This is a genomic window from Delftia tsuruhatensis, assembly GCF_903815225.1.
Lineage (GTDB): Bacteria > Pseudomonadota > Gammaproteobacteria > Burkholderiales > Burkholderiaceae_C > Comamonas > Comamonas tsuruhatensis_A.
Map to the genome: position 1 here is coordinate 1,388,490 of NZ_LR813084.1, position 24,732 is coordinate 1,413,221.

Here is a 24,732-nt window from a genome sequence, read left to right on the forward strand (position 1 = left end):
CGGCGCTCAGCGCGCCGTCTGGTCCAGTGCCGACTCCTTGAGGCGGCTGGGCGCCAGCGCACCGGCCGATTCCAGAATGGGATAGGCCACCGAGCACAGCAGCGAGTTGATGCGCTTGAGGTCGCTGATCAGATCGATGTGCAGCGAACTGGTCTCTATGCTGCTCACGGTGTTGTCGGACAGGCGCGCCAGGTGGGTGGCCGAGTAGGCCAGTTCCAGGTCGCGAAAACGCGCCTTCTCCTCCAGCAGCTTCTGGGCCTCGCGCACATTGCCGTTGAGGAACACGCTCATGGCCAGGCGCAGGTTGTCCAGCAGGTGGTGCAGCAGTTCGCGGATTTCCTGGGTGCCGGCTTCCGAGAACTGGCGGCCCTTCTTGATCTTCTTGTCCTCGATGTCCAGCAGCACGCGCTCGATGATGTCGCCGATCTGCTCCATGTTGATGGTGAAGCTGATGATTTCGGTCCAGCGCTGGCCCTCGCGCTCATCCAGCTCGGCGCGCGAGATCTTGGTCATGTAGTACTTGATGGCCGAGTACAGGTCGTCCACCGTGCCCTCGAGCTCGCGCAGCTCCTGGGACAGCTTGAGGTCGTCGGTCTCCAGCACGCGCTGCATGCCGATCAGCATGGACTCCACCATGTCGGCCTGGTGCAGGGCCTCGCGCGCGGCGCAGGAGATGGCCAGCGAAGGCGTGCTCAGTGCCGAGGGGTCGAGATGGCGCGGGCGCAGCAGGCTGGTGGCGCTGGCCTCGGGCTTGGGCAGCAGGGCCGTCACCCAGCGCGCCACGGTCTGCGTCAGGCCGATGAAGCACAGGCTGTTGAAGATGTTGAAGGCCAGGTGGAACAGCACGATGTTCTGGCCCTTGCCCTCGATCAGCGGCAGCACATAGGTGATCCACAACCCCAGCAAGGGCGCGACGATGGCCACGCCCATGATCTTGAACAGCATGTTGCCGATGGTGACCTGGCGCACCTCCACGCTGGACTTGGCCGTGGTCAGCACGGCTACCAGGCCGCTGCCGATGTTGGCGCCCAGCGTCAGGCCCAGCGCCACCTCCATGGGGATCGCGCCCGAGCTGGCCATGGCCGCGATCAGCAGCACGATGGCCAGGCTGGAGTAGGCCATCACGGCGAGCACGGCACCCAGCAGCAGCTCCATGAAGATGTCGCTGGTCACCGAGGCCAGCAATGTGCGCACGGCGGGTGCCTCCAGCAGCGGCTCGGTGGCCTCCACCACCAGGCGCAGCGCCAGCAGCATCACGCCCAGGCCGATCAGCACCCGGCCTATGCGCCCGGCCGTCGTGTCCTGGCGGGTGATGAACAGCACCACGCCCACGAAGATGAACAGAGGCGACAGCCAGGACAGGTCGGTGGAGAACAGCACCGCCATCAGTGCCGTGCCTACGTCGGCGCCACGCATCACGGCCAGCGCTGCCGGCAGCGTGATCAGGCCCTGACCCACGAAGGCCGAGGTCATCAGCGAAGTGGCCGTGCTCGACTGCACCAGCGCGGTCACGCCCAGGCCCGACAGCGCGGCCGAGAAGCGGTTGCTCATGCTGTGGGCGAGCAGGTTGCGCAGGTTGGCGCCGAACACACGCAGCACGCCGGTGCGGACCATGTGCGTGCCCCATACCAGCAGGGCGATGGCGGCCAGGAGATTGAGTAAGTGCTTCATGTGCTGTGAGCGGAGAAGCGGACCAATATAACCCCGGTCCTGGCTTGCGCGCAGGAGAGGCGGCCGCATGAGCGCACAGTTTGGTGCGAAATAAGGAAAATTGTAGAAATAAAACGAAGCAAAAAGAAATTCCGTTGACCACAAACGCACTCAGGAAAACCCCCATGCATCGGTGTCCGGGATGCGGCGTCAACGAAAAAGCCCCTCGCGGGAGGGGCTGTCGCGAAGCGCCATCGCGGCGCGGGTCAGCTCTTGCCGGCGCGCCGTGCGCGAAGCACCTCATCGAGGATCAGGCAGGCCGCGCCCACGCTGATGGCGATGTCGGCGGCATTGAAGGCCGGAAAGTGCGAGCGGCCCCAGTAGAAGTCGAGAAAGTCCACCACATAGCCGTGCTGGAGCCGGTCGACCACGTTGCCGATGGCGCCGCCCAGGATGCTGGCCAGGGAGAAGCAAAACAGTTTCTGCCCCGGGTGCTTGCGCAACTGCCAGACGATGAGCACCGTGGCCGCCACGCCGATGCCCACGAACAGCCAGCGCTGCCAGCCCCCGGCACCGGCCAGGAAGGAGAAGGCCGCACCGGTGTTGTGCGCGCGCACGATGTTGAAGAAGCCCGTGATCGGTGTCCAGTCCCCCAGCTGGTAGGCATCCAGGATCCACTGCTTGGTGAGCTGGTCGATGGCGATGATGGCCAGCGACCAGGCCAGCCAGGGCCAGATGCGGCTGTTGCGGGATTGGGGTACCGCGGCAAAGGTAGGGGTCATGGCTGGGCCTCGGACGGTGGTCAGGCGGTCGTGCGCACTTCGCCGGCGCCGTGCAGATTGCTGTCGCAGCGGCCGCACAGGCCGGGATGCTCGGGGTTGGTGCCCACATCGGCACGGTAATGCCAGCAGCGCTCGCACTTGGCATGGCTGCTGGGCGTGACCTCGGCCAGCAAGGTTTCGCCGGCCAGGGCCTGTGCAGCCGAGGTGATGAAGACGAACTTCAGGTCGTCGCCCAGGCTGTGCAGCAGGGCCAGATCCTCGGGCTGGGCCGACAGACGGACCTCGGCCTGCAGCGACGAACCCAGCTTGCCTTCGGCGCGCACGGCCTCGATGTCCTTGTTCACCACGTCACGGATCTCGCGCAGGCGCGCCCACTTGGCCAGCAGGGCCTCGTCGCCGGCCGGCAGGTCGGTATAGGTCTCCAGGAAGATGGACTCGCTGTCGCCGAAGACCTTCCAGGCCTCTTCGGCCGTGAAGGACAGGAACGGCGCCATCCAGCGCAGCATGGCGTGCGTGATCCGGTGCAGCGCGGTCTGGGCGCTGCGGCGGGCCAGGCTGCCGGGTGCACTGGTGTACAGGCGGTCCTTGAGCACGTCCAGGTAGAAGCCGCCCAGGTCCTCCGAGCAGAACAGCTGTAGCTTGGCCACCACGGGGTGGAACTCGTAGACCTTGTAGTGGGCCAGCACCTCGGCCTGGAACTGGGCCGCGCGGGCCAGGGCCCAGCGGTCGATCTCCAGCAGCTCGTCCACGGGCACGGAATCCCTGGCTGCATCGAAGTCACTGACGTTGGCCAGCAGGAAGCGCAGCGTGTTGCGGATGCGGCGGTAGGCGTCCACCACGCGCGCCAGGATTTTCTCGTCGATGCCCAGGTCGCCCGAATAGTCGGTCGAGGCCACCCACAGGCGGATGATCTCGGCGCCCATCTTGTTGCTCACGTCCTGCGGGGCAACGGTGTTGCCCAGCGACTTGGACATCTTCTTGCCCTGGCCGTCCACGGTGAAGCCGTGGGTCAGCAGGCCGCGGTAGGGCGCGCGGCCGAAGATGGCCGAAGCCAGCAGCAGCGAGGAATGGAACCAGCCGCGGTGCTGGTCATGGCCTTCCAGGTACAGATCGGCCTCGGGGCCCTGGTCGTGGTGCATGTCGGCGTGCGTGCCGCGCATCACGTGCCAGAACGTGGAGCCCGAGTCGAACCAGACCTCGAGGATGTCGGTGCTCTTGGTGTAGTGCACGGCGTCCTCGGCGCCCAGGATGTCCTCGGCCGTCACGCGACTCCAGGCCTCGATGCCGCCCTGCTCGACCATGGCGGCGGCCTGGTCGATGATCTCCATGGTGCGCGGGTGCAGCTCGCCGCTGTCCTTGTGCAGGAAGAAGGGCAGGGGCACGCCCCAGCTGCGCTGGCGCGATATGCACCAGTCGGGCCGGCCGGCGATCATGTCGCGCAGGCGGGTCTTGCCGTTCTCCGGGTAGAACTGGGTCTTCTCGATGGCTTCGAGCGCGATCTGGCGCAGCGTCTGGGCGGGCTTGTCGCCGACCTTGGTGAACACGCCTTCGCCTTCGTCCATGCGGATGAACCATTGGGCGGCGGCGCGGTAGATCACGGGCGTCTTGTGACGCCAGCAGTGCGGGTAGCTGTGGGTGATGGTCGTGGTGTCCATCAGGCGGCCGGCCACCTTCAGCGCGTCGAGGATGACGGGAACGGCCTTCCAGATGTGCTGGCCACCGAACAGCGGCAGCTCGGGCGCATAGACTCCGTTGCCCTGCACGGGGTTGAGGATGTCCTCATAGGCCATGCCATTGCTGACGCAGGAGTTGAAGTCGTCCAGACCGTAGGCTGGAGCCGAGTGCACCACGCCCGTGCCATCGTCTGCGGTGGCGTAGTCGGCCAGGTAGACGGGCGAGATCCGGTCATAGCCTTTGTCCACATGGGCCAGCGGATGCCTGAACGGCATGTGGTCGAGCCTCTCACCCTTGGCGCTTGCCACGACCCGGCCCTCAAGCTTCCAGCGCGCCAGGCATTTCTCGACCAGGGCCGAGGCCACGATCAGCAGGCCACGCTCGGTGTCCACCAGGCTGTATTCGAGCTCGGGATTGACGTTCAGTGCCTGGTTGGCGGGGATGGTCCACGCGGTGGTGGTCCAGATCACGATGAAGGCCGGCTTGTCCAGCGACGGCAGGCCGAAGGCCGCGGCGAGCTTCTCGGGCTCGGCAGCGGGGAACATCACGTCCAGTGTCTGGCTCTGCTTGTCGGCGTACTCGATCTCGAACTCGGCCAGCGAGGAGCCGCAGTCGAAGCACCAGTACACGGGCTTGAGGCCGCGGTAGACGAATCCCCGCTCCATGACACGCTTGAGGGCACGCAGTTCGCCGGCCTCGTTGGCGTAGTTCATGGTCTTGTAGGGGTGGTCCCAGTCACCCAGCACGCCCAGGCGCCTGAAGTCCACCATCTGCTGGGCGATCTGCTCGGTGGCGAAGGCGCGGCTCCTGGCCTGCATCTCGTCGCGCGGCAGGTTGCGGCCGTGCAGCTTCTCGATGGCGTTCTCGATGGGCAGGCCGTGGCAGTCCCAGCCCGGTACGTACATGGCGTCGAAGCCTTCGAGCTGGCGGCTCTTGACGATCATGTCCTTGAGCGCCTTGTTCACTGCATGGCCGATGTGGATCTTGCCGTTGGCATAGGGTGGACCATCATGCAGGATGAACTTGGGTGCGCCATGGCGTGCATCGCGCAGCTTCTTGTAGATGCCCTTGTCCTCCCATTCCTGGACCCAGCCCGGCTCACGCTTGGGCAGGTCGCCGCGCATGGGAAAGGGCGTGTCGGGCATGTTCAGCGTGGTGCGATAGCCCGCATTGGCGTTGGGAGAGACTTTCGAATCAGACATGGAGAACCTTGAAAGCAGGCCAGGGCCCGGACGGCCTGGCCCGGACACGAAAAGGGAAACGGAAAGCCTGGAGCGCACCCACGCCCAGGCAGGTGACGGAGAGCGTCAAATTCGGTCGCGCGTGGTCTGGCGACGGGTCTCGGTGTAGATGGGCGTGTGGATGGTGGCGAAGAACGCGCGCGCGTCATCGCAGTCCTTGGCGATGCCTGCGGTGAGGGCGTCAAGACTGTTGTACTTCAGTTCGTCGTGCAGTTTGTGCAGAAGTTCCACGCGGATGATTTTACCGTAGGCCTCTTCCCCACCCGGCGCGCCGGGCCAATCGAGGCAGTGGGTCTCCAGCAGCACGCGCCCGCCGTTGACGTCGGCGGGGTCCAGCGAGGGCCGCACGCCCAGGTTGGCCACGCCGCGCAGCGGCTGCTCGTGCAGGCCATGCACCAGCACCGCGAAGATGCCGCCGGCCGCGGGCTTCCAGTGGTTGAAGCGCAGGTTCAGCGTGCGAAAGCCGTCTCCCGCGCCCTGGCGGCTTTCGGCCAGGCTGCGGCCCAGCTTGCGGCCATGCACCACATGCCCGGAGATCGTGTAGGGATGGCCCAGCAGCCGCGCCGCATCCTGCATGCGGCCCTCGGACAGGGCCGTGCGCACATGGGTGCTGGATACACGCAGGCCATGGACTTCGTAGCTGTTCATGCGCGCTACGTCGAAGCCCTGGCGCTGGCCGGCCGCATCGAGCATGGCGTAGTCGCCCGCGCGCTGCGCGCCGAAGCGGAAATCATCACCGACCAGAACGTACCGGGCGCCCAGCCCGGCCACCAGCACTTCGTCGATGAAGGCCTGGGGCGCCTGGCTGGCCAGAGTCTGGTTGAAGGGCAGCACCACGGTCTGGTCCACGCCGCAGCGCGCCAGCTCCGACAGCTTGTCGCGCAGCGTGCCTATGCGCGCCGGGGCGATTCCGGGCCGGCCCAGGACCTGGGCGAAATAGTCGCGCGGATGGGGTTCGAAAGTCAGCACGCAGGTGGGCACGCCGCGCTGCGCGGCCTCGGCTGCCAGCAGGGCCAGCATGGCCTGGTGGCCCCTGTGCACCCCATCGAAATTGCCGATGGTGACAGCACAGGCCGACTCTTTCCCTGGATGGTTGAAACCTCGAAAAATCTTCATGGGATGCTTTGTTTTCAGTAGCGGCTGGCACGCGCGCACCCGGCCCGGGCTGTCAATCCGACATGGAAACAGAGTATATTGCTTCGATAAGGCCTGCCCGGGGCCTATGCACTGGCTGCATTCCCACTCACCCAAGGTGTCAGAGGAGGCGTGTCGTGAAGGTTTTGAAGCTGTCGGCCCAAGGGCTGCCCCAATCCTGGATCTCGCTGGAGCAGGCGGCGCTGCATTACGCGGCGGACGATGTGCGCTGGGAATCCGGGGGGGAGGTGGCCTGCTTTCGCGGAGGTCACAATGCCGTCACGGGCTGCCAGTCGGTCATCCACATCAACAGCATCATCGGCACACGCGGCGCGCCTTCCATCAACCCCCACAGCCTGCAGCCGGGCCTGACCAATGGCAAGCTGTTCGCGCGCGACCGCTGCATCTGCGCCTACTGCGGCAGGCTCTTCCATGAGAGCGACCTCACGCGCGAGCATATCGTTCCGATCTCGGCGGGCGGTGGCCACCAGTGGATGAACCTGGTGACGGCTTGTCGCTCCTGCAATCACCGCAAGGGCGCCCGCACGCCCGAGCAGGCGCGCATGCCCCTGCTGTACGCGCCCTACGTGCCCAGTCTCTGGGAAGATTTCATCCTGCGCAACCGGCGCATTCTGGCCGATCAGATGGAGTTCCTGTTGCTGCACGTGCCCAGGAGCTCGCGCTGGGCGCGGGATGGCTCCTGCACGGGCATGGGACCCACGCACGAGGTGGCGTGGGTGTAGGCTGCGGGAGCTGCCTCAGGCTGTTTTGATGGCGGTCACTACGAAGGCGTGCACGGGCTGGCCGCCTTCCATGCGCAGCACCATTTCTTCAGTGGAAACACTGAAGCCTGCTTGCTTGCACATTGCCTCGATGTGGCTGCGTTTGTGCGTGTAGCGTCCATTGGCCTGCTGCAGAGCAAAGTCCGGGCCGTCTTCTGCGCCCGTTTCGCACGAGAAGATGAACTCGCCCCCGGTCTTGAGGATGCGCGCTGCATTGGAAATCACCGGCTGAGGATCGCCGATGTAGACCAGAACATCCAGACAGGTGATAACGTCGTATTCCTGGTCCGGGGTATTGCTCAGTGCGTCCAGCAGATTGACGTGGTGAAAGCGGTCGTAGACCCCGTGCTTGGAGGCCTGCTCGATCATCTTCAGGGAGCTGTCCACGCCAATCAGGTAGCCCTGCATGGGGCCGAGGCACAGTCCCAGCAGACCTGTACCACAGCCCAGGTCCAGCACATTGACCTCCTTTTCGGGGTGCCGTGCAATCAATTGCTGTGCGACCAGTTTCGGCAATTGGTAGCCCAGTCCCTGGACTAGGTGCTTGTCGAACTGCTCCGCCATGTTGTCGAACAGGTTGCGGTGAATTTCCTCGGGCAGATGCGCCGGGGTCTCTCCCCTTGCCAGCGCAGCGTAATAGACCAGTGTGGGATCTTCGGGAAATTCCTTTTCCAGGATGAGGATGTCATCCAGAGCCTCCGAAGCTTGGCCACGCGCGACGTTGAACTTGACTCGGCCCATCCTGTATCGGGGTTGCTGGGGGAACTCCTCGATCAGCCCATTCCACAGTTGCAGGGCCTGTGCATGTTCTCCCACATCGCCCAGATCGCCTGCCAGGTGCTGGCGCAGCGTTGCATCGTTGGGGTGCAGTTCCAGTCCGCGTTGCAGATGCCTGATGGCCATCGGTAGATTGCCGGCACGATGTGCAATGTCGATCACACCTGCGAGGACCTGGGGGTTCCGGGGTTCGATACGGGCCACTTTCTCCGCCAATTCAATGGCTGTCTCGAACTGGCCGTGTCTTGCACGAAAGAGTGCGCTTTCCAGCAGGCCAGGCCCCCAGACGGGCGCCAGCTCGAGGCACTGGCCAAAGGCTTCCTCTGCCTTGGGAATGTTTCCCGCTCTTTCCGCCATCAGACCCGCCAGCATGAAGACGCGGGCATCGTTGGGCATTTGACGATGTGCCTTGTTCAGGGTTTGCGCGGCCTTTTTCAGGTCGCCCTGAGCGATCTGTTGGCGAGCTGCTTCCAGGTACTTGCGGTTGATATCGGCGGGAATGGAAATGGCGCTCATGGACAAGTATGGTGAGTATGGCCAGGGGGTGGCGAGGGCATCGTTGGTGATCAACGCCATGAAGCCACGCCAGCGGCGAACTTTTCATTATCGTGGATTCTTCAGGTCACGATGTTTGAAGAGGCTGTCGGCAGGGGCTTGGCTTGTGCGGCGGGGTCAGGGCGCATCGGCAGCGTCAAGGTAAAGCATGTGCCGCCCTGTGCCGAGGGGGCCGCCTGGATGTCGCCGCCGTGCAGCCGCGCGATGCGTCGCGCGACCCACAGGCCGAGGCCGAAGCCGCGTGCCTGGTCCGAGCGATGGCCGCGCTCGAAGCGCTCGAAGATGCGCTGTGCCAGCTCGGGCGCAAGGCCCGGGCCCTGGTCGCTGACACTCAATTCCAGCTGTCCTTGTACGTTGGTGCGCGCGCACACGGCGATTTCGCCGGCCTGGGCATATTTCACGGCGTTGTCCACCAGGTTGGAGAGGGCAATGCGTGTGAGGGTGGAGTCGCATTCCCAGGTGGTGGGGGCATCCGCGCTGTCCAGGCGTAGGTGATGGCGGCGTGACCAGTGCACCAGTTGCACGGCATCGTCGACCAGTTCCATGACGGGGGCCTTGTGCAGCTGCAGCCTGAAGGCGGGGGCGTCCAGGCGGTCGCTGATCAGGCAGTTGTCCACCAGGGCCGTCAGGCGCCTGCAGGCCCGGCGGATCTGGGCGGCCCGATCGAGCTGGGACTCGATGTCGGGTGAGGGAAAGGACAATTGCTCGGTGGCCGCGCTGTCCACCACGGCCAGCGGTGTGCGGAACTCATGGTTGACCATGTTGAAGAACTGGCGCTGTTCCAGCCGCAGGCTGCGCTCGCTGTGCAGGGCCGCCTGCAGCGCATTCTGGGCGCGTAGCAGCTCGGCCGTGCGCAGGCGTACCCGTTCCTCCAGCGCATGCTCCGACCGGGCCAGGGACTCCAGCAGCTGGGCCTGGCGGGCCATGGAGTCGCGGAATTTCTGGATCAGGCTGGCGCCGACCGCCACCGTGATCACGATGTTGACCAGCAAGGTGTTGAGCTGCCAGAAGACGCTGGTCTCTATGGTCGGCAGGCTGGCCAGGCCGACATAGGCCGCCGTCACATACAGGCCCATCAATCCGTACATGGTGCTGGGGACCACCATCAGCACGTGGACCAGGGTGGCGCGCTCGCGCAGCAGGTTGCTCCAGGCCACCACGGCGAACAGCGCGCTGATGGCCCAGGGCGCGCCCACGCCGATCCAGGCCCAGTCCTGGTAGCGGCCCAGCGGGATGGCGGGAAGGCACAGCAGGGGGATGACACCCAGGGCCAGCAAGGCCTGGTCCATGCGCCGCCAGCGTGTGTTGCGCGTGAGCAGCTCGCGCATCTGCCAGGCCAGGGCTGCGGGAAGCATCAGGGTGCCGAGGCTCACGCACAGATCTCCCCACGGGGCGAGCTGCGGCGGCAGCCAGACCTGGAGGTAGCCACGGTCGCTGGCACCATGGACCAGCACGGCCATGGCGGCGACGGCCATGGCGGCCAGGTTGCGCAGGCGCAGGGCGAGGGCCGCGCCGATGATCAGCAGGGCCAGCATGAGGTTGATGCCCTGGTGCAGGCCAGAAGCCCACTCCACCGCGGAGAACTGTGTCATCAACCCGCTGCTGCGCCAGATCGTGGCGTCCACCTGCATGGGGCTGGAGGTCTGCACGCGCAGGATGAGCGGCTCGCCGGGGAGCAGGGGAAACACCAGCTGCCGCACATGGACGCGCTGCGTGTCGCGGGCGGCATCGCCGCTGCGGCGCTCCTGCCAGGTGCCCTGGCTGCGCTGGTACAGCGTGACCTGGTCCAGGTAGCTGGGCAGGATCTCCAGCCACAGCGGGTCATGCTCAGGCTCCACCTTGCCGGCCGCGATGTAGGGGGCCGGTATCTTGAGCCAGTAGACGTCGCGGGTATAGCCCTTGTTCAAGGGCGCATCGAGCAGCGTGAAGTCCGTTTCGGGCGTGGCGGCCACCTCCTCGATGGTCCGCGTGCCCAGCGGGTCGATCAGCGCCAGCATGGGCAGGTCCGTGCCCAGCTGCAGCCGCTTTGCCGGCAGGGACTGCCAGGCGGGGCTGAGGATGAAGCACACCACCAGGCCCAGCGACAGCACGAGCCATCCCGGCAGTGCCAGCCGGTTCACGCTGCGTTGGAGGAATCGGGTGAGCATGGGGTATCGGGCGATGGAGTGGTGGCCGTGCCAGGCGGGGGGCCGGTCGGCGTGGTGGGGGGCAGGCCTCCGTCCTCGGGTATTTCGGGAGGCAGTGTCAGGGTGAAGCAGGTGCCCCCGCCAGGGGCCGGGCAGACCTGCGCATCGCCACCATGCATCTGCGCCACGCGCCGGGCCACCCACAGGCCGAGGCCGAAGCCCCGGGTCTTGTCCGCATGCTCGCCGCGCTCATGCAGTTCGAAGATGCGCTGCGCCAGCTCTGGCGCCAGGCCCGGACCCTGGTCGCTGACGGTCAGCTCCAGCCGGCCTTGTGCATCGGTGCGCGCGCGCACGGCGATGTCACCGGCCTGGGCATATTTCACGGCGTTGTCCACGAGGTTGGACAGGGCGATGCGCACCAGCGTGGGATCGCACTCCCAGAGGGCAGGAGCGCCCGCGGTTTCCAGTGCAAGGCGATGGCGGCGGGACCAGTGCACGAGCTGCACGGCATCGTCGATCAGGTCCATGACGTTCACCCGGTCGAGCTGCAGTCGGAATGCGGGTGCATCCAGGCGGTCACTGACCAGACAGTTGTCCACCAGGCCCGTCAGGCGCCTGCAGGCGCGCCGGATCTGGGCGGCGCGCTCCAGCTGCTCGTCGATGTCGGAGGAGGGAAAGGTCAGTTGCTCCGTGGCGGCGCTGTCCATGACGGCCAGCGGCGTGCGGAATTCGTGGTTGACCATGTTGAAGAACTGGCGCTGCTCCAGCCGCAAGGTGCGCTCGCCGTGCAGGGCAGCCTGCAGCGCATTTTGCGCATGCAGCAGCTCGGCCGTGCGCATGCGCACCCTGGCCTCCAGTGCATGTTCGGACCGGGCCAGCGATTCCACCAGCTGGGCCTGTCTGCCCATGGAGCTCTGGAACTTCTCGACCAGGCTGGCGCCGACCGCGATGATGATGAGGATGTACAGCAGCAGGGATTCCAGCTGCCAGTACAGCCCTGCCTCGACACTGGAGGTCACCAGTCCCGTATAGGCCGCGGCCACGTGCAGGCCCATGACCGCATGCAGGGAGTAGGGGATCAGGACCAGCAGGTTGACGATGGTGGCGCCCTGACGAAACAGGTTGTTCCACGCAACCAGCGCGCTCAAGGCGCTCACCATCCAGGGCACGCTGACACCCAGCCAGGCCCACTGGGTGTAGTACCCCGCCGGGATGCTGAGCACGGCCAGCAGCGGTGCCAGGGTCAGCAGCACCAGCATCCGGTCGATGCGGCGCCATGCCGTGCCCTGGGTCAGGGTCTCGCGCGCCTGCCAGGCGAATGCGGCGGGCAGCAGGAAAACGCCGACGCTGACCCAGATGTCCGCATGCGGTGACCACGGCTCGGGCAGCCACAGCTGGGCATAGCCGCGCACGTTGGCGTTGTGCGTCAGCACGACGAAAGCCAGCAAGGTCATGGCGATGAGGCTGCGCATGCGCAAGGCCAGGGCCGCTCCCCCGATCAGCAGGGTCAGCACCAGGTTCACGCCCTGGTGCACGCCGGATGCCCACTCCACGCTGGACAGCCAGGCCAGCAGCCCCGTGCTGCGCCAGACCGTGGCGTACAGCTGCATGGCGCTGCTGGTCTCCAGGCGCAGTAGAAAGGGCTGCCCGGGCCGCAGCGGAAACACCAGCTGGCGCACGTGGATGCGCTGGGTCATGGGCACGGTATCCCCGCTTTCGCGCGCCTGCCACAGACCGTGGACCTGCTGGTAGAGCGTGACCTTGTCGAGGTAGGTGGGCGTGATCTCCAGCCACAGCGGATCGTCGCGTGCCAGGGGACTGGACGGTGCCAGCGCTGGCATGGCAACCCTCACCCAGTACGCCTGGCGGGTATAGCCCTCGTTCAAAGGCGCATTGCGGGTTTCGAAGGCATCATCGGGCAGGGCCGCGACCTGCGTCACCGTCATGTCGCGGCCCGCATCGACCAGCACCTGCATGGGCAGATCCTTGCCCAGGCGCAGCCCCTTGTCAGGGGGAGGCATGGATGCCGGGCTCAGCACGAAAAATGCCAGCAGCCCCAGCGACGCCGTGATCCATGCAAGAAATGTAAATTTTTGTGCGTTTCTCGGAACTGTGAGCATTCGAGAGTGTTCGTGCATGGCGGCGGACCCTGGCCCCAATGAAAATCCGCGCACCAATAAGTATTCATCATGCAGCAGACACTAGAGCCATCGATCGAGTTCACCGTCGCCGTCGTGGAGGACGATGAGGATATTCGTATCAATGTGTGTCGATTCTTAACGAAATCGGGACTGCATGCCTGGGGTACGGATTCTGCGGAAGACTTCTACGTAAAGCTACTGCGCGAGAAGGCCGATCTGGTCGTCGTCGACCTGGGCCTGCCTGGCGAGGACGGACTGAGCCTGGTCAAGCGGCTGGCGGAGCAGGAGATACCGGTCGTGGTGTTGACGGCGCGTGGCGACCTGGACAGCCGTATCGCCGGCCTCAACGCAGGGGCCTTGCAGTATTTCGTCAAGCCCACGGACATGAACGAGCTGGTGGCCGGCATCCGCTCGCAACTGCGCCGCAACAGCAGCCAGCCGGCCAGGGCACCGGCACCGTTCCTGACCTGGCGGCTCGATCCTCTGTCAGCCTGCCTGGTCGCGCCCAACCACCAGATCGTCGCCCTGACCAGCCGCGAGCTGGAACTGCTCGGCTGCCTGATGGCCACGCCTGGAGCCATGGTCGCCAAGCAGACCCTGATCGAGGCCATGGGCTACGCCGATGTGGATGACGGTTTTCACCGCATCGAATCGCAATTGACGCGGCTGCGCCGCAAGACCCTGGATATCTCCGGCCTGGCCCTGCCCGTGAGGGCGGTGTTCGGTCGCGGGCTGGTGTTCGTTCCCTAGGCGCCAGTCACTTTTTACCTCCCCTGTTTTTGAACACGGCCTCGGGCGCGTGGGGGATTCGTTCGTCTTTTTTCCGGCGACCGGCACATGCGAGCCGTTCCGGAGCGCGCAGACCGCGCGGTCATTTGTGCAACGGTGCAACGGCACCACTCGATTAGAAGAAGGGGGATTCCATGAAGCATTTGAATGCCTTGCAGACTGCGCCTCATGGCGTGGCGTGGAGGAGGTCCAGGAAATGGGCCCTGGGCTGTGCCCTGCTGTCCAGCATGTGGGCGCACGCGGGGTTCGTGAACGGCGACTTCGAAGCCAAGGACTTCACGGGTTGGACCGAGGGTATCTGGCAAAACGATGGGACGACGGCGACCGCCACAACCAATCCCCAAAAGCTCGCGGATCTGCAGCGCCAGCCAGCCGCTGCCGGCATGCTGCTCCTCAACCAGGTGGTCCCGGATGCCGCGGAAGCGACCGTGCATGATCTGCTATGGCAGTCGACCCCTGCAGGCATGCCTGAGCTGATGCTGCCGATCCGGGGCATGAACTCTGCACGTATCAACCTGAAGGACACCAGGATTCCTCGCACCAACAGCGTACCTGCCGGTTTCAGCACGCAGGCCAAGTCGGTGAGCTCCATCCAGCAGGAGGTCACGCTGACGGCAGACGATGTGGACAAGGACGGAAAGATCCATATCCGCTTCATCGCAGCTCCCGTGCTGCATGACTCCGGCCACCCTGCCAATCAGCGTCCGTACTATGCGATCTCCCTGGTCAAGACCTACGACGTGCAGACGAACACGACACTGACCACGCCCAAGGAGCTGTTTTTCAAGTACCACTACGGAGGACAGTCGGGTGTAGCGTGGAAGACCTTCACCGACAAGGGCGGCGAGACCTTGATGTTCACGGAACCACAAGCCTATGACGTCGCCCCGGGCAACGAAGTGCTGCGCGTAGGCGACAAGGTGCGGCTGGAAGCCATTGCCGCCGGATGCAGCCCGGGTGGCCATTCGGGCCACCTGTATGTCGACAACTTCACCACGGCCCTGCCCAAAGGGCTGTGGATCACGGCATCGGGACCGGTGAGCGCACCCAGGGATGACGCCACCGAGATCACCTACACCTACACCTACACCAACAGCAGCGATGCCGACGTGAGCAACGTCGTGGTGACGCCCTCCATGCCGCAGGACAGCGGCGGCAATTCGACGACCTTCGTCTCCTTGCAGGATCCGAAGGGCTATTGCACGGGGCCTGCACCAGCCTCCACGGCACCGGCCGCCTGCTCCATCCCGCTGCTGAAGAAGGGCGAGACCCTCAGCTTCACGATGACGGTGAAGGTGCCGGTGGGAACGCCCACGGACCAGATCAACAACGGCAACTATGTCATTGGTGGTGACGGTGTGGCTACGCTGCTGGGTGCCATGGTGCAGACCAACCTGCTGGCCGCGGCGACCTCCAGCGACATGAGCACGGACACTGGCGGGCTGCCTCCCAAGGGTACGGTGGGCGAGCCGTATCCACCCACGGCTTCGTTCTCCTGCAAGAACCAGGGCGCGGTGGATGCGACCAACGCGACCTGCAGCGTGACAGGCCTGCCGCCCGGCGTCACCGTGGGCCAGTGCAAGATCGGCGGTGTGAACTGGGCGCAGGGCGACACCGTCCCGGCGGGCGCCACCGTGGTCTGCCCCGTCTCCGGTACGCCGACGGCGCCCGGCACGTCCAATGTGCAGGTCACCACGAGCGCGGACAACGACGTCACGCCTGCCAACAACCAGGCGGCGGCACCACCCGTGGTGATCGCGGCTCCCCCCGGTCCCGCAGCCATCCCCACCCTCTCCGAGTGGGGCCTGCTCCTGATGTCCGCCCTGCTGGGCCTCATGGGCTGGGGCATGGCGCGCCGCCGTTCCAGCCCGCTGTGACAGCCCGCTGTCCGTGAAGCAAGGCGCCCTCGGGGCGCCTTTTTTTGCGCGCGGGCGAGGTCGCAGGGAATTGACCTGCTCAATGTGTGATCGAATCAGGGTTTTCACCTAAAAACATTCCCATGATCGTCCGTGATCGCCCCGCCGGCCTCAGGCTGTTTCTGATTTTGCGGGGCTCGGTGCTCCAGCGCATCCAGGTCACTTTGCTCGTGAACATCGTGTTCGCCGCCCTCATCACCCTGGTGCACGGCAACCTGTTCGACGTCAAGATCACGGTCACGCCCATTCCCTTCACGCTGATCGGCCTGCCACTGGCCATCTTCCTGGGCTTTCGCAACAACACGGCCTACGACCGCTACTGGGAAGGGCGCAAACTCTGGGGTGAGATGGTGATCTGCGCGCGCACTCTGGCGCGCCAGTGCCAGAGCCTGATCGTCCTGGATGCGGTGCCCGACCCGCGCCAGGCCGCCACCGATGTGCGCGTGCGCATGGTGCACCGGGCCATCGCCTTTGCGCATCTGCTGCGGGCCCAGCTGCGCGGCCTGCATGACGATGCGGCTGCGGGCCGCTGGCTGGTGCCAGGGGAATGGCGCCAGCTGCAGGCCCTGCCGCTGGAGCAGCGCTGCGATGCACTGATGATGGACATGGGGCGCGACCTGGCGCAGTGCGTGCGCCGTGGCGAGATGGACCCCTGCCTGGCGGCCTCCATGGACAAGACCTTCACGCGCATGACGGCGGCGGCGGCCTCGTGCGAGCGTATCCGCAACACGCCCATGCCGTTCTCGTATGCGCTGCTGCTGCACCGCACGGCCTACATGTACTGCTTTCTGCTGCCTTTCGGCCTGGTGGACACGACGGGGTTCATGACGCCCTTCGTCGTGGCCATCGTGGCCTACACCTTCTACGGGCTCGACGCGCTGGGCGATGAGCTGGAGGAGCCTTTCGGCCTGGAGAGCAACGACCTGCCGCTGGACACCATCTGCCGCTCCATCGAGATCAGCCTGGGCCGCACGCTGGGCGAGACGGACCTGCCGGCGCCGCTCAGGCCCGTGGATTACCGGTTGACCTGAGGGCGCGGGCACGGGGGAGCCGGTCGGCCGCACGTCATCGATTCCGATGATTGCGACACCGGCCGGTTTCTGCTGACATGGCGTCCACGATCCGCTGCCGCAATGGCGCTGCGCCAGGCATGCGGGCGACGGCTCCGGACGGAAACCGAGAGGGGGGACAGCATGGCACAAGTGCACAGCACCGCCGGTGTGGATTCGTCGCGCCAGCTGCTGCGGTGGCAGCAGATCATGGGCGATGTGTATTACCGCGTCGACATCGTCGGCGACCGCAAGCACGGCATCCGGGGCGAACTGTCCGAGCAGGCGCTGGGCCGCGTCAGCCTGACGCGCTTCGACTCCGACCGGCAGCGCGTGCTGCGCACCCGCAGCCACATCGCCAGCGACGCCGACGACAGCTACGTGCTGGTCTTTCCCGAAACCGGGCCGCTGTATTTCGCGCACCAGGGACGCAACGGCTACGTGGATGCGGGCGGCTACGTCATGGTCCGCAGCAGCGAGTACTACGAGCTGTCCTGTGCCGACAATTTCCGCAACACCACCATCCGTGTGCCCGCAGCCATGCTTGAAGCGGAGTATCCGCACGTGTGGATGCATTGCGCGAACCGGCGCGGCGGCGCCAGCGGCCTGGCGGCCGTGGTGCGGGGCTTCGCGCGGTCTGTCTGGGAGCTGGACGAGCCGACGCGCCAGCGGCTCGCCCCCGATCTGGCGGGCGAGCTGGCGCGGCTGGTGGCCATCCTGCTGCGCGGCGAGGGCGAGGCCGGCGCAGCCCCGCCAGGCCGCGGGCGCTCGGCGGCCTGGCTGTACCGCGAAATCGTCAGCCGCATCCGTGCCGGAGACGGCGAGGCCACGCTCAGCGCGGCGCAGGTGGCGCAGCAGCTTCGCATCTCGCCCGGCTATGTGCACCGCATACTGGCGGGGCACAACACCAGCTTTGGCCAGCAGCTGCGCGATGCGCACCTGCAACTGGCCTACGAGATGCTGGCCGATGCCCGCTGGTCCCACCTGTCGATCAAGGAGGTGATGTACCGCGCCGGCTTCACCAACTTCTCCCATTTCTGCTACGCGTTCAAGCAGCGCTTCGGCTGCACCGCCAGCGATCTGCGCCAGGGCCGGGCGGCGCCGGGTCCGCGCGGCTAGGCATGCCGGCCGCGCGTGTGCACGGCGCCTGCCAAACACACTGTACATTGCGGCCACATTCCCGCGCGGGGGCGCTGATATCTTGGGTCACGCCGATATCCACCCAAGGGGAACACGATGAAACCGATACCCGATCCCGGCCTGGCGGAGGAATTCCGCCGCCATCCGTGCGGCCAGCACAGCGAGGCGCTCAAAAGGTTGCTGGAGCGCTTTCGCAGCGCGCCCATGCCCGGCAAGCATGTGCTGGTCGAGCTGGCGCATTTCGGTCCCTGGCAGGCCGCACGCCTGGGCGCCACGCGCGGCGCCCCCGTCGAGCCCATCGAGGGCGCGGTGTTCGACCGCATCGAGGACGCCGAATGGTTCGTCTTCAAGGCCCGCTGGCAGCAGCACTTCGGGCAGGCGCTCGCGGACTGACGGCACGGCGGACACCAGCAACCAGCGTTGGGGGAGACATTCGATGAACAGCATCACCGGCTACAGCGACAAGATCAGCGTGGCGGCGGGCGAGACCATTGCGTTCAAGGTGAGCGCACGGCCCGCCCGGCCCTACGGGGCGCGGCTTGTCCGCATCATCCATGGCGACATGAACCCGCAGGGACCGGGCTACAAGGAGGAGCACATTCCCAGCAGCATCGAGCGGACCTACGACGGGCGCGAACAGCGCATCCACTGCGGCTCCTTCGCCTGGGTCGGCGGCAACCGCCATGTCGCGCGGCTGGGCGCGATGACGCTGCAGGCCATCGTCTGGCCGACCCAGCCCGGCGGCCGGGCGCAGACCGTCATGTGCCTGTGGAATCCCCAGACGCAGCATGGCGTGCGGCTGGACATCAATGCGCGCGGCGAACTGGAGGCCGTGCTGGCCGGCGCGGGCGGGACCGAGATCCTGGCCAGCGGCAAGCCCCTGCTGGCGCGCGAATGGTATTCGGTGGCGCTGTCCATCGATGCGGAGCAGGGCACGGTCACGCTGCGCCAGATCCCGCACCGCGTCTACGCCAGGGTCGACGACGCGGCCTGCGTGCAGCAGCGCATGGCGGCGCCGGCCCTGGATGCGCAGACCCTGCTGGGCTTTGCCGCGACGCCGGCGCTGGCCGACGGGCGCGTCGTGGGCCGGGCGCTGATGAACGGCAAGATCGACCGGCCCCGGCTCAGCGCCCGTGCGCTGGACGAGGCCGGGATCCGCGCGCTGGAGGACCCCTGCTTTGCCGGCATGCGCACGCATGGCGTGGTGGGCGTATGGGATTTCTCGCGCCGCATGGAATCCGAGACCATCGAGGACATCAGCGGCAACCAGCTGCATGGCCGCACGGTGAACCTGCCGGTGCGCGCCATGAAGGGCGCCAACTGGACCGGCGAGGAAATGAACTGGCGCCATGCGCCACGCGAGTACGGCGCCATGCACTTCCATGATGATGCCGTGCACGACGCGGGCTGGGACACCGATTTCTCGCTGACCGTGCCCGAATCGCTGCCGTCCGGCCTGTACGCGGCCCACCTGCGCTGCGGCGACGACGAGGAATTCATTCCCTTCGTCGTGCGCCCCGTGCCCGGCAGGACGCGCCACCGCATCGCCTACCTGGTGCCCACGGCCAGCTACATGGCCTATGCCAACGAGCACATGCCCACCGATGCGCCGCTGGCGCAGTTGCTGACCGACCAGGTGGCCATCCTGCGCAAGAACGACCTGTTCCTCGGCGAGCAGCGCGAATACGGCAACTCCTGCTACGACGTGCATAGCGACGGCGCGGGCGTCTGCTATACCTCGCGGCTGCGGCCCATCCTGAACATGCGGCCGAAGTACCGTTCCTGGCTGGGCGGACGCGGTTCGGCGCTGTGGCAGTTCAACGCCGACACGCATGTGATCGACTGGCTGGAGGCGCTGGGCTACGGCTTCGACTGCCTGTCCGACGAAGACCTGCACTACCAGGGCGAGGCGGCCTTGGGCGACCACGATGTGCTGATCACCAGCAGCCACTCCGAATACTGGTCCAAGGAGATGTGGGACGCCGTGGACGCTTTCCGCGCGCGCGGCGGGCGCATCATGTCCATGGGCGGCAACACCTGGTACTGGCGCGTGGCCTTCAATCCGGTGGTGCCGGGCGTGATGGAGGTGCGCCGCAACGAGGACGGCACCCGCGCCTGGGCGGCCGAGCCCGGCGAGTACTACCACAGCTTCACCGGCGAGTACGGCGGGCTGTGGCGACGCCAGGGCCGCGCGCCGCAGATGATCGCCGGCAATGGCTTCATCGCGCAGGGTTTCGATGACTCTTCCTACTTCCTGCGCAAGGAAGGCAGCTTCGATCCGCGCGCCCGCTTCATCTTCGAGGGCATTGCGGACGATGAGCGCATCGGCGACTTCGGCCTGGTCGGCAATGGTGCCGCGGGCCTGGAACTGGACCATGTCGACCGCCTGCTGGGCAGCCCGCCCAATACGCTGGTGCTGGCGTCCTCGACCGGGCATTCCGACATCTACCAGGTGGTGGCCGAGGAAATCCTGATCAACTACCCCGGCACCGGCGGCACGGTCAGTCCGCTGGTGAAGGCCGACCTGGTCTTCTACGAGACCGCGGCGGGCGGCGCGGTGTTCTCGACAGGCTCCATCGCCTGGGCCGGCAGCCTGTCGCACAACGGCTACGACAACAACGTGTCACGCATCACGCGCAACGTGCTCGACCGTTTCCTGGACCGCACACCCTTCTAGCCCTTTTCCATGCCGCCGACTCCCGCGCGCTGGCGCAGGAGTCGGCGTGCCGGAGCCCCTCATGAACGACCTGATCCTTCAACTGCCGGCGCGCGCCAAGGCCGGCATCGTCACCCTGTGGCTGGGCGCATGCCTGCTGCTGGCGGTCTTTCCGCCGTTCTACCTGGCCGCAGGCGGCCAGCGCATGCTGGTGCTGGGCATGCCGCTGGCCATCGCCTACTGGCTGATCGATGCCCTGCTGCTGATCGCGGGCGTCGCCCTGCTGATGCATGTGGAACGCGTGCGCGGCGAATTCGGCGATGAGCTGGACAACGAACCTTGCTGAAAGAACGCCATGAACGGATCCCCTCTGATCACCTTCGGCCTGCTGTTCGGGTTCATGGCGCTGATCGTCGTGCTCCTGTATGCCACGCAGCGCAGCAGCGGCAGCTTCACCGACTACGCGGTGGGTGGGCGCTCGTTTTCCGCCTGGTTCATCGCCATGTCCTATACCAACTCCTGGTGGCCGGGCGCGACCTACACCGCCTTCTTCGGCCTGAGCGCGGGGGCGGGCGTGCTGGGGCTGTATGCGCTGGCCTATACGCTGCTGGGCGTGACCGCCATGTACCTGATGGCCGAGCGCGCCTGGGTCTGGGGCAAGCGCTTTGACCTGCGCACGCAGTGCGACATGCTGGGCATGCGCTTCGATTCCCGGGCGGTGCGCGTGATCGCCAGCCTGATCGGCATCATCTGCCTGTTCCCCTGGCTGGTGCTGGGCATCCAGGCCATGACGGTGCTGTTCCACTTCGCCAGCTTCGGCGCCTGGAGCATGGGCGCCAGCCTGGTGGCGGGCGTGGCCCTGATCGGCGTGCGGCAGATCTGGACGGTGCAGATGGGCATGCGCGGCCTGGTCATCACCGACCTGGCGCAAGGCATCGTGGCCTATGGCGGCAGCGCGCTGCTGTGCCTGGGGCTGCTCTGGTTCAGCCGCGAGGCGTCATACAGCAACCTGGCGACGCTGCCGTCCGAGCTGCTGCGCCTGCCGGGGCAGGGCGGCCAGTACGGTATCTGGTATGTGTCCAGCCTGATCCTTACGGGTGTGATCGGATCGCTGTGCTGGCCCACGAGCTACCAGCGCATCTACACCGCCAGCGGCGTGGGCGCGGTCAAGAAGGGCACGGTGCAGACCATGGTCGTGGCCGGCGGCTTCTATGCGCTCCTGACGCTGGTGGCGCTGGCGGCCAGCGGCCTGGACGTGGTCAGCGCCAAGCCGCAGGACGGCTGGTTCACGCTGCTGTATCACGTGGGCGGCGAGTGGATGCTGGGGCTGGCCATCGTCATCGTGCTGGCGGCCAGCATGGGCTGGGTCGATGGCTGCGTGCAGGTCTGCGGCGCGCAGATCGCCAATGACGTCGTGCAGGTCATCTCGCCGCGCACGGACCGGCAGCTGACCCTCATCGCCAAGGCCTCGATGGCCCTCTTCATGCTGGGCGCATCCGTCGTGGCCTTCATGACCTACGACATGCCGCGGCTGCAGCTGCTGGCGCAGATGTCCTACCAAGGCATCGTGCAACTGGCCGTGCCCTTGTTCCTGGGCATGTTCTGGCGCGGCGGCAACCGCATCGGTGCCTTGCTGTCCATGGGCGTGGGCTTCACGCTGGCGGCCGTGTTGACCTGGATCTATCCCGACGACATTCCCGGCCTGGGCAGCCTGACGGCCGGCGTGCTGGCCCTGGGCGTGAATCTGCTGCTGTACCTGGGCTGCCACTGGTGCTTCGGGCAGTCGGATGCGGAGCGCGAGCGCATCCGGCGGCTGTTCGATGCGGGCCGCGCCAGGGCGGCCCTGGAGCCTGCGGCGGCCTAGCCTGGCGGCCGTGCAAGGAAAAGCCCCGCCGTCGCGGGGCTTGCCAGGGGGCAGGTGCCGCTCAGGCGAACACGCCGGCCGTGTCCTGCATCTTCTCGGACACGGTGCCCAGATGGTGCAGCGTGTCGCCGCCCGTCATCTCCATCTGCGTCAGGCGCTTGAAGTAGTGGCTGCCCGCGTATTCGTCGGTCACGCCGATGCCGCCGTGCAATTGCACCGACTGCTGGCCCACGAAGCGCAGCGACTGCCCTAGCTGGACCTTGGCGCGCGCGATGGCCACATGGCGCTCGGCCTCGGGCGTGCCCATCTTGAGGCTGGCGTAGTAGCTCATGGAGCGGGCCAGCTCCAGCTGCATCTTCATGTCGGCCACGCGGTGGCGCAGGGCCTGGAAGCTGGCGATGGGCACGTTGAACTGCTTGCGCTGGTTCATGTAGTCGGTGGTCAGGTGCAGTGTCTGCTCCATGGCGCCCACGCCCTCGGCGCACAGCGCGGCATTGGCCACGTCCTGGCCCAGCGTCAGCGCGGCCAGGCCGTCGGTGCTGACCAGGGTGGCCGGCGCGCCCTGGCAGCGCAGCTCGGCCGCGCGGCTGCCGTCCTGCGTGCGGTAGCCCTGGGTGCCGACGCCGCTGGCGCCGCGCTCCACCAGGAACAGCGCAATCTTGCCGTCCAGCTGGGCCGGCACCAGGAAGGCGTCGGCCGCATCGCCCGCAGGCACCACGCTCTTGACGGCATCGACCGTGTAGCCGCTGCCGTTCCTTGTGGCCTTGGCCGCGCAGACATCGAGCCGGTAGCGCGCCTGGCGCTCCTGGTGGGCCAGCACGACCAGGGCCTCGCCGCTGGCCACGCGCGGCAGCCACTGGCCGGCGACGGCGGCTTCGGCGTACTGTCCCAGCACGGCCGAGGCCACGAAGGCCTGCGACAGCGGCTCCATCACCAGCCCGCGTCCCAGCTCCTCCATCACGACCATCACGTCGATGGCGCCCTGGCCCAGGCCGCCATGGGCCTCGGGCACGGTCAGCGCCGTCAGGCCCAGCTCGGCCAGTTCGCCCCAGACTTCGCGCGAGAAGCCGCCGGCCTCCACGATGGCGCGGCGGCGCTCGAAGGTGTAGCCCTTGTCCACCCAGCGGCGAACGGCGTCGCGCAGTTGTTGCTGGTCATCCGAAAAATCAAAATCCATTTGTCTCACTCCTGATGCCGAATGGGGATGGCGCCCTGGCGCCACCCCCTGAGTCCAAATCAGCCCAACACCGTCTGAGCGACGATGTTCCGTTGCACCTCGTTGGAGCCGCCGTAGATGGTGGTCTTGCGCATGTTGAAGTAGGTCGAGGCCAGCGGGGCGTTGTCCACCACGCCGCCGGGGAAGTCGCCCTGCCAGCCGGCCTCCATGGCCTCCTCGATGAAGGGCAGGCTGAAGGGGCCGGCGGCCAGCATCATCAGCTCGGAGTAGCGCTGCTGTATCTCGCTGCCCTTGATCTTGAGCAGGCCCGCGATGTCCAGCGGGTTCTTGCCGGATTTCTCGGCCGACAGCACGCGCAGCACCAGCATCTCCAGTGCCACCACGTCGATTTCCAGCCGGGCGATCTCGTCACGGAAGCGCTGGTCTTCGTAGACGCCCTCGGCCTTGGCGATGCGCTTGAGGCGCTCCAGCTCGCGCTTGGCGCGGTTCACGTCGGCGATGTTGGTGCGCTCGTGGCTCAGCAGGTGCTTGGCGTAGGTCCAGCCCTTGTTCTCCTCGCCGATGAGGTTCTCGGCGGGCACCTCGACGTTGTCGAAGAAGACCTCGTTGACCTCGCACTCGCCATCGAGCAGCTTGATGGGGCGCACGGTCACGCCGGGGCTCTTCATGTCGATCAGCAGGAAGCTGATGCCGGTCTGGGGCTTGCCTTCGTTGCTGGTGCGCACCAGGCAGAAGATCCACTCGCCATACTGGCCCAGCGTGGTCCAGGTCTTCTGTCCGTTGACGATGTATTTGTCGCCCACGCGCTCGGCGCGGGTCTTGAGGCTGGCCAGATCCGAGCCCGAGCCGGGCTCCGAGTAGCCCTGGCTCCACCAGACCTCGCCGCTGGCGATGCCGGGCAGAAAGCGCTGCTGCTGCTCGGGCGAGCCGTAGGCCATGATCACGGGCGCCACCATCACGGGGCCGAAGGGGATGATGCGCGGCGCGCAGGCCAGCGCGCATTCCTCCTCGAACAGGTGCTTTTGCACGGCTGTCCAGCCGGGGCCGCCGAACTGCTTGGGCCAGCCGTAGCCCAGCCAGCCCTTTTTGCCAAGAATCTTGGCCCAGTTCTGCAGGTCGTCGCGCGTCAGGCGCAGCGAATGGCGCACCTTGTGCGCGATGTCCTGGGGCAGGTGGGCCCGCACCCAGGCGCGGACTTCCTCGCGAAAGGACTGTTCTTCAGGGGTAAATGCCAGGTCCATGGATGGTGTCTCCTTCAATCCCGGCTTTTGTAGCACGC

The 24,732-nt window shown here is 66.4% G+C and carries 18 protein-coding genes; 9 read left to right on the forward strand and 9 right to left on the reverse strand.

Features of this window, described 5'->3' with window-relative positions; all coding sequences use genetic code 11:
- Positions 1-6: 6 nt before the first annotated feature.
- From L1Z78_RS06275 to L1Z78_RS06290, 4 genes are all read right to left on the reverse strand, one after another.
- Positions 7-1,671: a Na/Pi cotransporter family protein gene (locus tag L1Z78_RS06275; protein WP_234640691.1), complete on the reverse strand. Its 1,665-nt coding sequence runs from the start codon at positions 1,669-1,671 to the stop codon at positions 7-9.
- Positions 1,672-1,916: 245 nt separating this feature from the next.
- On the reverse strand, positions 1,917-2,432 hold the full coding sequence (gene lspA / locus L1Z78_RS06280) for a signal peptidase II (protein WP_234640692.1): 516 nt from the start codon (positions 2,430-2,432) through the stop codon (positions 1,917-1,919).
- A gap of 20 nt (positions 2,433-2,452) precedes the next feature.
- Positions 2,453-5,308 (reverse strand): isoleucine--tRNA ligase, encoded by a 2,856-nt coding sequence (gene ileS, locus L1Z78_RS06285; RefSeq protein ID WP_234640693.1) that lies wholly within the window; start codon positions 5,306-5,308, stop codon positions 2,453-2,455.
- A gap of 105 nt (positions 5,309-5,413) precedes the next feature.
- Complete coding sequence (locus L1Z78_RS06290; protein WP_234640694.1) at positions 5,414-6,463, reverse strand: bifunctional riboflavin kinase/FAD synthetase; 1,050 nt, start codon at positions 6,461-6,463, stop codon at positions 5,414-5,416.
- Between the two features lie 155 nt (positions 6,464-6,618).
- On the opposite strand from L1Z78_RS06290, the gene L1Z78_RS06295 reads away from it, so the two are divergent.
- A complete protein-coding gene (locus L1Z78_RS06295) occupies positions 6,619-7,224 on the forward strand; it encodes an HNH endonuclease (protein WP_234640695.1) in 606 nt (201 codons plus the stop codon).
- A gap of 15 nt (positions 7,225-7,239) precedes the next feature.
- Here the strand turns inward: L1Z78_RS06295 and L1Z78_RS06300 are convergent, their stop codons facing one another.
- The 3 genes from L1Z78_RS06300 to L1Z78_RS06310 all read right to left on the reverse strand — a co-directional run bounded on the left by L1Z78_RS06300 (position 7,240) and on the right by L1Z78_RS06310 (position 12,742).
- Positions 7,240-8,556, reverse strand: coding sequence for a methyltransferase domain-containing protein (locus L1Z78_RS06300; protein ID WP_234642104.1), 1,317 nt, complete (start codon positions 8,554-8,556; stop codon positions 7,240-7,242).
- Between the two features lie 101 nt (positions 8,557-8,657).
- On the reverse strand, positions 8,658-10,742 hold the full coding sequence (locus tag L1Z78_RS06305; protein WP_234640696.1) for a sensor histidine kinase: 2,085 nt from the start codon (positions 10,740-10,742) through the stop codon (positions 8,658-8,660).
- Complete coding sequence (locus tag L1Z78_RS06310; RefSeq protein WP_234640697.1) at positions 10,712-12,742, reverse strand: sensor histidine kinase; 2,031 nt, start codon at positions 12,740-12,742, stop codon at positions 10,712-10,714. Before L1Z78_RS06310 ends, L1Z78_RS06305 begins: the two co-directional genes overlap by 31 nt.
- Positions 12,743-12,910: 168 nt before the next feature.
- Here L1Z78_RS06310 and L1Z78_RS06315 point away from each other — a divergent pair, with 168 nt between their 5' ends.
- From L1Z78_RS06315 to L1Z78_RS06350, 8 genes are all read left to right on the forward strand, one after another.
- Complete coding sequence (locus tag L1Z78_RS06315) at positions 12,911-13,612, forward strand: response regulator transcription factor (protein WP_234640698.1); 702 nt, start codon at positions 12,911-12,913, stop codon at positions 13,610-13,612.
- 533 nt (positions 13,613-14,145) lie between these two features.
- Positions 14,146-15,528 carry an IPTL-CTERM sorting domain-containing protein gene (locus tag L1Z78_RS06320; RefSeq protein WP_234640699.1) on the forward strand — a complete coding sequence of 461 codons (1,383 nt, stop codon included), beginning with the start codon at positions 14,146-14,148 and terminating at the stop codon, positions 15,526-15,528.
- Positions 15,529-15,650: 122 nt separating this feature from the next.
- Positions 15,651-16,598, forward strand: coding sequence for a bestrophin family protein (locus L1Z78_RS06325; RefSeq protein ID WP_234640700.1), 948 nt, complete (start codon positions 15,651-15,653; stop codon positions 16,596-16,598).
- A 162-nt stretch (positions 16,599-16,760) separates the two neighbouring features.
- Positions 16,761-17,735: an AraC family transcriptional regulator gene (locus tag L1Z78_RS06330; protein ID WP_234640701.1), complete on the forward strand. Its 975-nt coding sequence runs from the start codon at positions 16,761-16,763 to the stop codon at positions 17,733-17,735.
- A 117-nt stretch (positions 17,736-17,852) separates the two neighbouring features.
- Positions 17,853-18,149, forward strand: a complete 297-nt coding sequence (locus tag L1Z78_RS06335) for a hypothetical protein (RefSeq protein WP_234640702.1) — start codon at positions 17,853-17,855, stop codon at positions 18,147-18,149.
- 43 nt (positions 18,150-18,192) lie between these two features.
- Positions 18,193-20,433 (forward strand): N,N-dimethylformamidase beta subunit family domain-containing protein, encoded by a 2,241-nt coding sequence (locus tag L1Z78_RS06340; protein WP_234640703.1) that lies wholly within the window; start codon positions 18,193-18,195, stop codon positions 20,431-20,433.
- 61 nt (positions 20,434-20,494) lie between these two features.
- Positions 20,495-20,758: a hypothetical protein gene (locus tag L1Z78_RS06345; protein ID WP_234640704.1), complete on the forward strand. Its 264-nt coding sequence runs from the start codon at positions 20,495-20,497 to the stop codon at positions 20,756-20,758.
- A 9-nt stretch (positions 20,759-20,767) separates the two neighbouring features.
- Positions 20,768-22,276, forward strand: coding sequence for a sodium:solute symporter family protein (locus tag L1Z78_RS06350; protein WP_234640705.1), 1,509 nt, complete (start codon positions 20,768-20,770; stop codon positions 22,274-22,276).
- 61 nt (positions 22,277-22,337) lie between these two features.
- Here L1Z78_RS06350 and L1Z78_RS06355 read toward each other — a convergent pair whose 3' ends face one another.
- Both L1Z78_RS06355 and L1Z78_RS06360 read right to left on the reverse strand, forming a co-directional pair.
- Positions 22,338-23,453, reverse strand: coding sequence for an acyl-CoA dehydrogenase family protein (locus L1Z78_RS06355; protein WP_234640706.1), 1,116 nt, complete (start codon positions 23,451-23,453; stop codon positions 22,338-22,340).
- Positions 23,454-23,512: 59 nt separating this feature from the next.
- Positions 23,513-24,694 carry an acyl-CoA dehydrogenase family protein gene (locus L1Z78_RS06360; protein WP_234640707.1) on the reverse strand — a complete coding sequence of 394 codons (1,182 nt, stop codon included), beginning with the start codon at positions 24,692-24,694 and terminating at the stop codon, positions 23,513-23,515.
- Between the last annotated feature and the right edge of the window lie 38 nt (positions 24,695-24,732).

Excerpts from the sequence above, each read along its gene's own strand:
- L1Z78_RS06320 (WP_234640699.1), top strand. The coding sequence starts at position 14,146 with ATGAACTCTGCACGTATCAACCTGAAGGACACCAGGATTCCTCGCACC.
- lspA (WP_234640692.1), bottom strand. The coding sequence starts at position 2,432 with ATGACCCCTACCTTTGCCGCGGTACCCCAATCCCGCAACAGCCGCATC.
- L1Z78_RS06325 (WP_234640700.1), top strand. The coding sequence starts at position 15,651 with ATGATCGTCCGTGATCGCCCCGCCGGCCTCAGGCTGTTTCTGATTTTG.
- L1Z78_RS06355 (WP_234640706.1), bottom strand. The coding sequence starts at position 23,453 with ATGGATTTTGATTTTTCGGATGACCAGCAACAACTGCGCGACGCCGTT.
- L1Z78_RS06310 (WP_234640697.1), bottom strand. The coding sequence starts at position 12,742 with ATGCCTCCCCCTGACAAGGGGCTGCGCCTGGGCAAGGATCTGCCCATG.
- L1Z78_RS06275 (WP_234640691.1), bottom strand. The coding sequence starts at position 1,671 with ATGAAGCACTTACTCAATCTCCTGGCCGCCATCGCCCTGCTGGTATGG.
- L1Z78_RS06330 (WP_234640701.1), top strand. The coding sequence starts at position 16,761 with ATGGCACAAGTGCACAGCACCGCCGGTGTGGATTCGTCGCGCCAGCTG.
- L1Z78_RS06360 (WP_234640707.1), bottom strand. The coding sequence starts at position 24,694 with ATGGACCTGGCATTTACCCCTGAAGAACAGTCCTTTCGCGAGGAAGTC.
- L1Z78_RS06345 (WP_234640704.1), top strand. The coding sequence starts at position 20,495 with ATGAACGACCTGATCCTTCAACTGCCGGCGCGCGCCAAGGCCGGCATC.
- L1Z78_RS06315 (WP_234640698.1), top strand. The coding sequence starts at position 12,911 with ATGCAGCAGACACTAGAGCCATCGATCGAGTTCACCGTCGCCGTCGTG.
- L1Z78_RS06305 (WP_234640696.1), bottom strand. The coding sequence starts at position 10,742 with ATGCTCACCCGATTCCTCCAACGCAGCGTGAACCGGCTGGCACTGCCG.
- L1Z78_RS06350 (WP_234640705.1), top strand. The coding sequence starts at position 20,768 with ATGAACGGATCCCCTCTGATCACCTTCGGCCTGCTGTTCGGGTTCATG.
- L1Z78_RS06340 (WP_234640703.1), top strand. The coding sequence starts at position 18,193 with ATGAACAGCATCACCGGCTACAGCGACAAGATCAGCGTGGCGGCGGGC.
- L1Z78_RS06335 (WP_234640702.1), top strand. The coding sequence starts at position 17,853 with ATGAAACCGATACCCGATCCCGGCCTGGCGGAGGAATTCCGCCGCCAT.
- L1Z78_RS06300 (WP_234642104.1), bottom strand. The coding sequence starts at position 8,556 with ATGAGCGCCATTTCCATTCCCGCCGATATCAACCGCAAGTACCTGGAA.
- ileS (WP_234640693.1), bottom strand. The coding sequence starts at position 5,308 with ATGTCTGATTCGAAAGTCTCTCCCAACGCCAATGCGGGCTATCGCACC.
- L1Z78_RS06290 (WP_234640694.1), bottom strand. The coding sequence starts at position 6,463 with ATGAAGATTTTTCGAGGTTTCAACCATCCAGGGAAAGAGTCGGCCTGT.